This is a genomic window from Paraburkholderia sp. GAS32, from assembly GCF_050434225.1.
GTDB classification, from domain to species: domain Bacteria; phylum Pseudomonadota; class Gammaproteobacteria; order Burkholderiales; family Burkholderiaceae; genus Paraburkholderia; species Paraburkholderia madseniana.
Genome location: NZ_JBNPVS010000046.1, coordinates 43,012 through 55,299, shown reverse-complemented (window position 1 = coordinate 55,299; position 12,288 = coordinate 43,012). Strand labels below are relative to the sequence as shown.

Below are 12,288 nucleotides of genomic sequence, written 5' to 3'. Positions count from 1 at the left end.
TTGCTAGTTTCAGCATCGATCCACTTACAATCAGGAGACAAAAATGCATTCGTCAAGAAAATCATCCGTTATTTTTGCGGCCAGTACACTGACGTTCCTTCTCGTCAGTGCCTGCGGAGGCGGCTTGGATGATGGTCCGAAAAATCCAGTTTCTTCTGCGTCCACCGTGTCTCTTCACGGAATAGTTTATGGAGCGACGGATACGAGCGTCCCGTCAGGAGCAGGCGTGTCCATAACCATGATGGGGCAGATGAGAGCGCTCTTTGATCTCATCAAGAAAGCGCCTGATTTCACACAAGTGGTGATGGATCTGGGCGACGGCAGCCCGGTCCATGTGCTCGATACCAATACGGGCGATAAATTTCTGCCTGGCAAACTGGCGCTCGGCCTGTCGTACATACTGATCGATATGAAAGCGAAAGGGGATCCGAAATACGCGGATTACCTCGCGACGTATCAGAAAATAACGACCGCCATGATGGCGCAGACGAGCGGCGCCAACTACACGTACGCAAATACATCCTGGGGCGAGTACTACTACCTCGTTGCGCTCAATAATTTCAAAGCGCACGGCATGCTCAACGAAGTCTTCAGTGACGCAATGCTGGCTACGCTGCAAAATCGCCTGACCTTCTGCGACATGTTCGGCGCGGATGCGAGCGGCACGAAGAACACGTGCCCCGCCACAGGTGTACCGGTCGACGTTGCATCGCTCAATACGGCGCAGAATTACTATGCCGTCTCTTACGGTATCGCAGGGCTGAGACAGAAACTCGGATGGAGCAATCCGACTTTCTTTTCCGCCACCGACCCGGCTGTGGCATCGATGGGCGCGCGCGACGCGCTGCTGTACACGCTCACGAATCACATTAGAAAGGACTCGTCCGGCGGCTTTTCCGACGAGGCCTCGAGCACCCATACGACCTATTATGATCAGGCGCGCTTCGATCGGTACAGCACGTTGCTAATTGGCGAAGTCGTTGAGCGAACGTTCGAAATGGGCAATGAGGCCAATCTCACGCCCGAATTGAAATCCTATCTGCGCAAGTCAGTCGATCTCATTCTTCCGCAGCTCAACGCAGACGGCCAGGGTTTCAACTATGGCAGGTCCATCGGGCCGTACGGAGACTCAGCCTTTATGGAAATCCTGACTGCTGCGGCAAATGCTGGCGTACTGTCCGCTCAGGAGATGGAGGTGGCCTATTCGTTCATCTACAAGGCGGCCTATCGTTTCGACACGTTCTGGTACGACCCGACCTTGCCGACTCCGTCCGTGAACATGTGGGTCAAGGGCCGCGGCACCGACGCGTATCGCGGCAAGCCCCGCGTGATGGGCGAGAACTTCAGCCTGCTGCACCAGTACATGTATGTGAACGCGTGGTGGGACAAGCTCGGTTTCAACGGCAAAGCGCCGATGTCCGATTCCGACCTGCAAGCGTGGCTGAATACAAAGCCGCATTACACGCTCACCTGGTACAACTTGCCCACCGATACCGCGCATCCATATAGCGCCGCGCTCATCACCGTGCGCGACGGCAAGCGGGTCATCAATCTGAATCTGAGCCAGGCACCCGACTACAATTCGTACACGCCCTATTACCCGACGCCGTTCTCCGACAACCTGATTTATGGCACAACGGATCTGGGCTATGCGTTGCTGATTCCGCAAGTTTCCTATAATGGGAAAACCTACATTCCGGTCACGTATTATAAGAACCTGAGTGTTCAGGAAAACAACGGGCAGGTGGTCGTCTCTTTCGACACGACCAAGTTCCGGCAGGCCGTTAAGAATGCAACCTATGCCACGGATATCGACTTGCAAGTCCACACGGTTCTAACGTTTGGTCAAGGCACACTGACGCGAACCGATACGCTGAGTTCCGGGACGTTGACCGGCGCCATCGCGGTCGAGACGGACTTCACGTCCTTTGCGGATTTCCAGAACACCATGAATAGCGATGGTTTCTCGGTTAAGTACGCCAATAGTAATGCGACCAGCTATGGCACGACGGGTTTTGACGGTTGCGTCCTGTCTAACTTCGAAATGGCGGCCGGGGTAACCAATCCGTTGTCGACCACTCCGATCGGGCAGCTGCATTCGAACTTTGCCTGTACGACGCGCCCCTTCGCACTCAACGCGGGAAGTGATCGTACGTTCAGCTGGACTCTGAAGTACGCCGGTTCGAATTGATCCTATGAAGTGCGCCGGCCTTTTAAGGGCCGGCGTTGCCTCGCAAGGAAGTTTATGAGCTGAAAAGCTTCGTATGGTCGAACTCTCGTGATGTGTAATCTGGTGTGCACGTTAGCTGTCCCCCGAAAGGACGTGCTGTGTCTGTTAGGAAATCATTACGTAGGGCAATTCATCGGAGTCGGTCTGAAATATAGATGTCCGCCGAGTGGCTTTTAGATGCGATCCGGCCAACCCAAAGCTCGAAGAAGGACTGTTCGTTACTCGAAAGCGGTCAGCGGTCCGAACGGTTCGATCGGCTGTAGCGGGTCGCGAACGGTCCGCCAAAAATCAGCAAATTGCATACGTATTCCCATGCCGTCAGGCGGTGGTACACCGAGCTAGAATTCTGTCATCATCCGAGCACGGCGCAGACGCTTCGCGTCTGCCCGGTGCGAGTGACTCACTGGGGGAAAAAGCTGATGAGCAAGAAATCTGCGTCCGACGAGGTCGGCAATGCGACAGAGACAACCGAGGGGACGCTGGCAGCATTGACAATGCGGATCAACGAGTTCCTTCATGACGGGACGCTTGACAGTCGTTTCGCCGCGAAGCTGACAAAGCGTCTGAAAAAGGAAGCGGAAGCGATTTTGGAAACCGGCAAGGCAACGAAGGCAGGGCAGCGGGAGTTGAACGAGGTTTTCGACATGCTGGATGCAGCACTGCGTGACCACGACGCGAGGCTACTGGTTACAGCCAACGCTGAGCTGCGGGCGACAGACAACGCGGTGGCTTCCAAGAGGTCGCAGTAACGTCCTCAGACAATACGGGAGGCAGAATGCCTCCCTGTCCTGCGATCCGATCAACCAGTGACTCTCATAATAGCCCTTGCGGACAGGCTTGATCGTAGAAAGGAACCAGGGTGTTTTCTCGTTCATTTGACTACCCGTCATGATTCGTTCCTCCATGCACACGCAACTGAAACCGTACTCCCCGAATCTGTCCCGCGCCAAATGAACTGCGAAACAGTCGGCTGATGCTCAAAGGGGGGATGTTTCGTGTGCTACAGATTTGCTGCAGCAATGGTAGCAATCCATATCTTCCCTAAAAGCAGGTTGGGACGGACTAAGGGTAGCATCGGTTCGCCTCCTCTCGCCTCGGAAACCGGGTTGAGGCATTTTTATAGCGCCCCACCTCGGGCGCTTTTTTTGCGCCTGCTTTGTGCGGCCCACATCTTTCAGCGCTGTCGGCTGTGTAACCACCCTGCGGCCGTCTAAACTAAAAGAATCTATCACCGCCGAAGCTCCTCCGTGCTCACGTCTGATATTCCGCTGACTGCCGATGATCTGCTGTTCGTGGTAGACGGACTGGCCTTGCGCTCGCCCGCGCTTGCAGGTGATCCCGAACAACTTTCTGCGGAGATTCGGCAAACGATCATGGAAGTCCGTCTGATGGTCGCAAATTACGACCTAACGGCATTGCACTCCAGTCTGTGCATCGCTGAATCGTTGCTCCTGCTCAATCGCCCAGCAGAGGCGCTGGCGGTCATCCACACGGCGGTTCGCCATAACGCCAGCGGCGGCCATTGATTGCACTACGCGGCACGTGCTGGTCGAGCCTCTGGCTCTTGGCAACTCGTGCCGGACTTAAGCGCTTCTTAAGCTATTCCGCATATAGTGCAGATCTCTCAGGTTCTAGCTCACTCGGACGCTAGATCCTTTCAAGCCGGCTTCGCGCCGGCTTTTTTTCGCGCTGAGTGTCCCAGCAACGTGTCCCAGGTCACGGTGCATCAGGTTCTCCCCGATCTTAAGTTTGCCTTCAATGCCCCGCGGTGCATTTTTTGAGCACCCGTAGCAATCCATATCTGACAGGCCTTGCGCCTGTCATTCCATCCCTTGAACTATCGTTGCCCGAGAGGCACCGTCACGTTCCTGTGGCCGATGGCAGGCATCGGATAACCCGTAACGAACTCGGCCTTGCTGAACTCGCGTTGCCGACCTGCTGCGCCCCCTCGCTCGAGCAGCGAGAACGTCTATTGCCCACATCACCCAATCTGCGCGCTTCATCGGCGGCGCCTTCTATTCGCCCGCATTGGGCGAGATACACTTCTCTGCGAATGGCGCTTCGTCCTATGGATTGATCAAACATTTTGCGAGGGCACAATGACATCAGACTTCGAGCCAACGGTCATACCAGCCGGGGAGTCGGCCGGGCTGTTCGACACCGCATGCAACCATGTGCGAGACATGACACGCGCGCGCTGCGCAGTCTTGATCGTCATCGACGGCGAATCGGGATCAGGGTATTCCGTGGTGGGCCCACTTGAGGCGCAGGTTCTTTTGCCAGACATCTTGCATAAGATGGCAGATACCTTGCGCGGGCAGCTCTCGAAAAATCTGCAGTAGCTTGCCGTTCGTCTCGCCCTACGGGTCAAACTCAGGCGGCCTATCGTGAATGGCTGGCAAAATTAACGGACCGCAGCCAGCCATGATGCGCCTGTCGCATCAAAAAACCGAAGAGTCGAAATCCGGCAAGTAGCGGCTTCACTAGAAGTTGAGAAGTCGCTGGCTGAGCCCCCAAAGGTCATCGGCGAATGCAGAGTCGATCGCATAGGGCACTACGCCCGTAAGCCTCATGGCATCCGCCATATCCATGTTCTCCGGTTCCTGCATCATCACCGGGGCAATGTCGACATTTTCGCAATACACGCCGCCCATACCATTCAATTGTGGACTCGTTGCACACCAGACCTGGGTGGCTGCTCCCTGCCCGATGGTCTTGAGTTGCCTTGCCGGATCGCGCACCGGCTTGCCTTGTTCATCGAGGACACCTGCGGTGATCAGCTGCTCGCGCGTCACGTATTTCCCCAGCCCGGTATCGACAATGGCGCCCGGATGCAGCGAAAACGCGTGGATCCCGTGGGCCTTTTCGCGCTGGTCGAGCGCAGCGGCAAAGAGGATGTTGGCCGTCTTCGATTGTCCATACCCTGCCCACGGTGTGTACGGGCGACGCTCGAAATGCGGGTCGTCGGAAATCACCGGCGAATAGCGGTGGCCAATCGACGAAACCGACACCACGCGAGCGTCTCCCGCCTTGCGCAGCGCAGGCAAGAGCCGCATCGTGAGTTGAAAGTGGCCGAGGTGGTTGGTCGCGAACTGATACTCGTAGCCTCGCGCGTCGCGCATCAATTCCGGCACGGCCATGATCGCGGCGCTGTTGACCAGCATGTGCAGCGCCGGTGTCGATTCGAGAAACGACGCCGCAAAGGCGTCGATTGAAGCCGGATCGAGCAGATCCATCTGCGCGATTTCCACGTCGATGGCGGCCAGTGCCTCGCTGGCGCGGCGCAGGTCGCGCGCGGGGACGACCACGCGTGCGCCGGCGGCGCGCAAAACCCGCGCGGTTTCGCGCCCGAGGCCGGAGTAGCCCCCGGTCACGATCGCCGTCATGCCGGTAAGATCGATGCCGGCGATGACCTCGTCGGCAGTGGTGGCAGCTCCGAAACCCGAACCGAGTGGCTTTTGTAGCGTCATCATGGCGTTTCCCTGGACAAACAACGATGTACGCAGTGTGGGCTCAAATTCCGGTACGATGAATAATCAAAAGTTCGGAATACTGTCGCATGAGTTCAGAAATCGAGGGCGATCCACTTTCGGATATCCTTCGGCTGCTCGGCGCCCAGCCCGTCGTGGCAGGCGGCTTCTCTGCCGGCGGCACATGGGCGATCCGCTTTCCGCAGCCGAAAAAGATCAAGTTCTTCGCGCTGGTCAAGGGCAGTTGCTGGCTTTGCATCGACGCGCAGGCGGAGCCGGTCGCGGTCGGCGAAGGCGACGTCTTTCTGCTAACCGGCGAACGCTCGTTTGTCCTCGCAAGCCACCCGGACGCGGAACCGGTCGACGCGGCCACCCTTTTCTCCGGCGACAGGACCCGGACCGCGACGATTGGCGACGGCAACGGTTGCACGCAGATCGGAGGACACGTCAGGCTCGCGCCCTCAAACGACGCGTTGCTGGTCGACGTCCTGCCATCGCTGATACACATCCGTGCGGACTGCGAGCAGGCGGACGTCCTTCGATGGCTGCTTGCCCGGCTCGTCAAGGAATTCGCGTCGGGTTTGCCGGGCAGCGGCCTTGCTTCAACATACCTTGCACAACTGATGTTCGTCGAAATGCTGCGCGTCCATCTCGACACCGGCACGGAAATCCCCAACGGCTGGCTGCGCGCCATCGGCGACAGGCGGCTTGCGCCCGCGCTACGGCTGATGCATGGCGATCCCGGCCGGGCGTGGCGGCTGGACGAGCTTGCGACCGCATCGGCAATGTCGCGCACGGCGTTCTGCGTGCATTTCAGGTCTGTCGCGGGCATGGCTCCGCTCACGTGGCTCACGCAGTGGCGCATGCGTATGGCAAAGCAGGCGTTAATCGACGAGAAAATACGGATTGCCGTTCTCGCGGCAAGGTTGGGTTACGCATCCGAAAGCGCATTCAGCAGCGCGTTCAAGCGGGTGTCCGGAATGTCGCCGAGCGATTACAGGCGGGCGGGGTGGTCTGGTTGAAGCGCGGGGTCGCCCGACTATCGCAGCCGCACCTTCGAACGTCGAGATAGGAACGATGACCGTTGTACCGTCATAAGCTGCCGTTGCCGGGATACCGCGGCGATCCTTTGGGTGTGAATACCCTGACGACGAAGCTGATGATCGAAAATCGACAATCTTCTGAAAAGTTTGTAGCGGGTCTCGCCAGACTGTCCGCTTTTGGGGTCGCGCGGTGCCGACCGCCGGGCTCGTGCTGCACATGCGGATCGCGTGAGTCCGTCGGCCACTTTCGGCCGTTCGAGATGACGATCGAAACTTCCCGATTGCGGACGCTCACAATCCGCCCGACAACGAGATATCGCTTCGGCGCGAAAGCCATACCCTTGGTCGGGCACTGCGGCGTAGGTGTACCATCCCAGCACTCGAACATGAGTCGTCAGTTCTGTTAGGGCGGGTGCGACTTCGAGTCAAACCGCAGAGGTCAGTCATGAGCTCATTGGTAGTCGCCTTGATCGTGCTTGTGTGTGTCTTCGGATGCGGATTGCTCGGCCTGGGTCTTCGTACATTCCTTCCCGACCATCACCTGAGCGAGGATTCGACGGCTATCGTGAAGCTGGGGGCTGGCCTGATGGCGACGCTCGCTGCTCTCGTCCTTGGTCTCCTCATCGCCTCGTCAAAAGTTTCTTTCGACCGACTCAACGACGAGTTCACGCAGACGGCGGCTACGGTCGTCTTGATCGATCGCACTTTGGCCGATTACGGCCCGGAGACGAAGGAAGCGCGCGAGCTCTTGCGCAGCACCTACGCGTCATCCGCGCCGACTCCCCGCGGTTAGTCAGTCAGCAACCAATCGCCGGTGCTGGCGTGCCCGATCAATGCCCGGAGTCGATGGTCATTCATCCGCTTGTCGCAGATAGAACGCGTCGAGAAACTCGTTCATCAGTGCCGCTATGTCATCCACTTTTTCATCAAGTGCAAAGTGGCCTGCGTCGAGCAGATGGACTTGCGCATTTGGCAAATCACGCTGGTAGGCAGCAGCTCCGGCCGCAATGAAGGATCTGTCGTAGCGTCCCCACAGGATGAGCGCGGGAGGCTGTTGCGTTTTCATCCATTCTCGCCAAGCTCCATAGGCCACCACGTTCGTACGGTAGTCATAAAGCAGCGCGGCCTGGATGTCAGACTGGCCCGGACGATTGAGAAACGCGTACTCGTCCGTCCAGGTGTCCGGGCTGTAGCGTTCGGGGTTCGGGCTCTCACCGTCGTGACGATATTTTGTACTTTCGAACGATGTGAACGCGGTGAACACCTCTGGACGCGCGGCAGGATCCGCCCAGTACTCCTTGATGGCCGTCCACTTTTGCCCGAGACTTTCCTCGTGGCTATTGGCGTTCTGGATCACTAGCGCTTCAAGACGCTCGGGATGTGCCAGCATGATTCGGAATCCGATCGGACCACCGTAGTCCTGCAGATAAAAGCTGTAACGGTCGATGCGAAGCTGTTCGAGTAGGCCATCGATCGTCTCGGCGAGGTGATCGAACGTGTAGGCGAACTGCGAAGGCGGCGGTGCGTCGCTGTGGCCGAAGCCAGGATAGTCCGGTGCGATAAGGTGGTAGTGTGTCGCGAGCAGCGGAATGAGGCTATCAAACATCCGCGACGACGACGGAAACCCGTGAAGAAGCACGATGGTTGGTGCGTCTTTGGGCCCCGCCTCTCGATAGAAGACGCCGACACCTTTAACTTCCGCTCGGTGATAAGTGAGGGTCGATGAGGACGATCCGCTCGGAACAGTCCTGCGTGGGCGGGAATCGGTAGGCGGACTCTTTGTATTCATGGTGACTCCGTTATTAGGCAACGTTGGAGCGGCAAGTTAAGTCTGCGCCCTTCATTCCCTCGAAGCAGACGACATTGCTCGTCAGTGCACGACATCAGATGGCGATGTCAAGGCTACGGCGTAATCGAATCAGATCAGCCCGCAATTGTTAAAATGACTGACGGTTGATGCCGGTAGCTCTCAGGGCAGTCGTCGAAATGATTGCGGCCGCTGCTTTGAGCGCTCTCCCATCTTCGTCCCGGGTAATCAGCACCTGCCGTTCGTCAGTGGATTCGCGTGAAGCGCCCGGCCGCTTCCAGACGTTTAAGAAGTGGGGTAAGCGTGGCGGAGTCCAGGAACACTCGCTCGGCGACCGCCCTCAACGCTATGCCATCGTGCTCCCACAGCACCGACATGACCAGTTACTGCAAATCCTAGCTTATTTTTGCGGACGAAACATTCCAAGCCGCCCATCTGGCGAACAGTACAGGGCGCGTATAGGCCTTCACCCAACGCCGATCAGTCTGGCTTCGCGTAGTCGTGCCTGCTGCCCTCGTCCTTGCACGCCCAAAGCCACGCCACGACGAACACGCCGAGACTGGCGCCCAAAGACGACGACAGCCGCACCACGCGCACGTCAGCACCCTTTCAGGTCGGGGCAAATCTCGAACCCCTATGTCACCCGTTACAGGCAACCCTTCGCTTCTTGCGCGTTCTCACTCCCGCTTCCCCAACAGTGTTCCTCACGGTCCACCTGCCACCGCTCCATTGAACCAGAGCGAGGGCGAGAAATCGGGGTTCCCGCGTTCCCATCCCTGCCGACCCGAGCACTTCCGGGCCTGTCCGTTTAGCACCTGTTTATTCCCCGATGGCCTCGTGACGACGTGCACCCACTTGAAAAAGGTGCAACCGGCCATTTACCATTTTGGTCAGAGCCTCTCAGCAGCTTTGGCTCTTCGAAGATAACGAGGATTCCATCGACAGTTCACGTACGTTGTGCATGCGGAACTTGCCTGGCCCCCACACCGCACGGCTGCTGGCAGTGTCGATCCCTGCCCGGTCGCCCGGGTGAATCGCCCATAGGGTGGGTACGTTGTCCCCGGAGCTTCGAACCCGACCGTTACCGGTCGCGCACGTCCAGGTAGGCAACTGCTGGTCGTACAGCAGGTCACGCCTTCAATCTCCGATGTTCAGGTTGTTGAATGTGACAAGGCAGAGAAGAGCTTTGCCATCCACTACGTTGCCGATTTACGTCCGGCGGACGGCGACACGCGTCGCACTTCAGGGGTCTTCTTACCCTTGACCGACGCTCGCGAGCGGCTTGTAGGTCGATCTGAGAGGTCGATTTTTTCGCTTGCCGATTGCAAAAACCATGCAGCGACTTTTTCAACAGTATCGGCCACTAACCGCCGTTCACATGCGTCGTCGGTCGGACGTTCAGGCGTCGGCTCCGCCCCCGTAAGCGGCCATCCGATTGTCAAAGACGAACGCTCCTTCATCGGCCTGAGCCGACGTTCGCGGTCAATCGATTGCGGCCGGCGCGAGCGTCCGCTTAAGGTTTTCAGTCACGATCAGGACAAGGGACAATCGACGTCAATGCGTTCAGCACCAGTCCTTCGCGAACGAGGCCCGCTCCCACAACATCCAGGCCAGGATGTGGCTGTTGCGAACGGCGCTCGGGTCGGCTCAGAGCGGTTGTCGAGACAATCGGCTACACGTCTGGGCACACCGGGGTGAACCGGTCCGCTATGCGATTTTCACGTCACACGGACGCAATGGTGCTAGGGAACGACCCAACTGCCTTGCGGCGAAACCGCATCGGACGTACTCCCGGAAAGCTTGATGAAATAGCCACCTTTTGACGCGAAGCGCTGCGTTGGCGCGAGGCTCAAGCGAGGGAAATAACCGTTCACCAGCCGTCGACTCAGCATATTTTCGAGCTGTTCGACCAGATAGTCGCGATGAAACAGATCGAGCATGCCGGACAACGTATCCGCCAGTATCTGGCATGCCAGATACGTGTTTGCTTCCACGCGTTCATCCAGTATCGGTACGTGCCGTATATTGAACCAGGCGAGCGGAAAATTTATTGCGACCCGTCTCAGCACAGGAAGATCGAACGGATAGGTGACTAACGTCGATTCGCGCCAGGCCGATGGTAGCGGCGCATGCTCAAGGCCGCCCATCAATCCGGACACGTAGACGGTAGCCAAGGGCGCAGAGGCGGGTAATGCAGCAAGTGCGCCCGGCCGCAGCCACAGGATCAGCACATCGTCCTCTTTGATTCCAGTCAATGCCCGGTTGATCGCGCCTGGCGCGGCGTCGCTGTCGAGTGGCCGGTCGAGCGGCGGCGGTTTACCGGCTGCCGCAAGTTGGGCCGCAAGATGCGCGGCCGCCTCTTCGCCAGCATCGCCTCGCTGAAAGACTTGAATCACCCTTCGGTCGGTGGCCGATTTCCCGTGCGCCAGTGCCGCGCTCTGCGGGAGCGCCAGACGCGCCGAGATCAGCTCGGCCTCAAGCAGGACACCCTTGGAAAAGTAGACGTTGTAGAAGTCGTGCTCGGCGATAACGGGGACGTCGACATTCGGAAACAGACAGGGCAGTGCCTCGGATTCGCAGAATCGATGCACTGGCGCCCATGTGTTGCCGCCGATGCCTGAGATGACGGCGAACACCGGCTCGGTGGCGAGATGCTCATGGAGCTGACGCTCCCATGTCTCCGGTGGTCCACTCAGTTCCCACACGTGCAGTTGCCAGCGACGCTTCACCCGGTAGAACACGTTGCGGTCGCTTTGCATCGGCTTGACGCCGCCTCGCAGAAATTCGTTCTGGTCGGAAAAAAACTGTCGAATTACCGCTAGCATTCCGTCGCGGCTCGTGCGGTCCGAATCCGGAGTGGTAATCGTAGCGAAGTGAAGCGTGTCCTCGGTGACGCCGGGCGAAAGGGTGCTCGACAGTCCGCGCAGATAGTCGATCAACTGGGTCATCGTGTTGTCGTCGATATCGAAGCGCGGCATCAATTCGTTGAGGGGGCGGCCGTCCCGGCCCGTCCCATGACGGATGGCTTCCGCCAGCGTCTGATCGATGTACGGCTGGCGTTTGAGATTGACGTATCCCGGCATGTACCGGTAGTCCATATCGTCGTTCGCACTGCTTGCTGGGCGGAACAGATAGTGTCCGGTGATGGGCGGGACGATGATTTGCCCTTCTGCGGTGCCGAAACCGCTGCGACGATGGCAATTGACGCACGCTGCATCGGCGCCTTTGACTGATGCGCCTGCGAGGCGCTGTCCGACAAGCGGGGCGCCCGACGGCAGGATGCCGTTGCGATACAGCGCCTCAGCGCTCGATGCGTCCGCTGCATATGCAAGGCGGCTTATCAGCAGGAACGCGAGCACGCCTGAAGTCAGGAATCTCATATTGGCGCCCTTAAGTGGGTTCCTAAGAGGCCTAGGAAGCGGGAGACTAAGCGGATCATTTTTACGCGCCTCCGCGCAAGACTAAATCGGCCCGCTTTTTCGGGGTTCCTCGAACTGGCCGATAACCCCGCTGCGCAGGAGCTGTCAGGTCTGCTGCGGCGTACTGGCTGGCCAGAATGATGATCCAGATTGAGTGATTTTCAATCTGGGTGTTTTCCCCATTTTGAAATCACCCGATTCCACGCACCGACCGTTTTTTCGCATTTTGCGAATCGGGTCGCGCAGGCACCGAGGCGGACATCTCCTACTGTGGTTTGCGGGTCTCTCTCCAATGACGCGTGCTTTCATTTCCGAGACA

The 12,288-nt window shown here is 58.3% G+C and carries 10 protein-coding genes; 6 read left to right on the top strand and 4 right to left on the bottom strand.

What is annotated here, in order from left to right; translation table 11 throughout:
• Positions 1-43 precede the first annotated feature (43 nt).
• The 4 genes from P3T25_RS38000 to P3T25_RS37985 all read left to right on the top strand — a co-directional run bounded on the left by P3T25_RS38000 (position 44) and on the right by P3T25_RS37985 (position 4,572).
• Positions 44-2,191 (top strand): hypothetical protein, encoded by a 2,148-nt coding sequence (locus P3T25_RS38000; protein WP_429362260.1) that lies wholly within the window; start codon positions 44-46, stop codon positions 2,189-2,191.
• Positions 2,192-2,649: 458 nt separating this feature from the next.
• Entirely contained in the window at positions 2,650-2,979 is a 330-nt protein-coding gene (locus P3T25_RS37995) for a hypothetical protein (RefSeq protein WP_429362258.1), read from the top strand.
• A gap of 498 nt (positions 2,980-3,477) precedes the next feature.
• A complete protein-coding gene (locus P3T25_RS37990) occupies positions 3,478-3,756 on the top strand; it encodes a hypothetical protein (RefSeq protein ID WP_429362256.1) in 279 nt (92 codons plus the stop codon).
• 573 nt (positions 3,757-4,329) lie between these two features.
• Positions 4,330-4,572 (top strand): hypothetical protein, encoded by a 243-nt coding sequence (locus tag P3T25_RS37985; protein WP_429362254.1) that lies wholly within the window; start codon positions 4,330-4,332, stop codon positions 4,570-4,572.
• Positions 4,573-4,713: 141 nt separating this feature from the next.
• On the opposite strand, the gene P3T25_RS37980 is transcribed toward P3T25_RS37985, so the two are convergent.
• Positions 4,714-5,703, bottom strand: a complete 990-nt coding sequence (locus P3T25_RS37980) for an SDR family NAD(P)-dependent oxidoreductase (protein WP_429362252.1) — start codon at positions 5,701-5,703, stop codon at positions 4,714-4,716.
• A gap of 86 nt (positions 5,704-5,789) precedes the next feature.
• Between P3T25_RS37980 and P3T25_RS37975 the strand changes: the two genes are divergently transcribed.
• Entirely contained in the window at positions 5,790-6,722 is a 933-nt protein-coding gene (locus P3T25_RS37975; RefSeq protein ID WP_429362250.1) for an AraC family transcriptional regulator, read from the top strand.
• Between the two features lie 466 nt (positions 6,723-7,188).
• Positions 7,189-7,536, top strand: a complete 348-nt coding sequence (locus P3T25_RS37970; RefSeq protein ID WP_429362248.1) for a hypothetical protein — start codon at positions 7,189-7,191, stop codon at positions 7,534-7,536.
• A 57-nt stretch (positions 7,537-7,593) separates the two neighbouring features.
• Here the strand turns inward: P3T25_RS37970 and P3T25_RS37965 are convergent, their stop codons facing one another.
• The 3 genes from P3T25_RS37965 to P3T25_RS37955 all read right to left on the bottom strand — a co-directional run bounded on the left by P3T25_RS37965 (position 7,594) and on the right by P3T25_RS37955 (position 11,930).
• Positions 7,594-8,532, bottom strand: coding sequence for an alpha/beta fold hydrolase (locus P3T25_RS37965; protein ID WP_429362246.1), 939 nt, complete (start codon positions 8,530-8,532; stop codon positions 7,594-7,596).
• A gap of 263 nt (positions 8,533-8,795) precedes the next feature.
• Entirely contained in the window at positions 8,796-8,927 is a 132-nt protein-coding gene (locus tag P3T25_RS37960; protein ID WP_429362244.1) for a MarR family transcriptional regulator, read from the bottom strand.
• Positions 8,928-10,292: 1,365 nt separating this feature from the next.
• Complete coding sequence (locus P3T25_RS37955) at positions 10,293-11,930, bottom strand: c-type cytochrome (protein ID WP_429362242.1); 1,638 nt, start codon at positions 11,928-11,930, stop codon at positions 10,293-10,295.
• Positions 11,931-12,288: the final 358 nt, after the last annotated feature.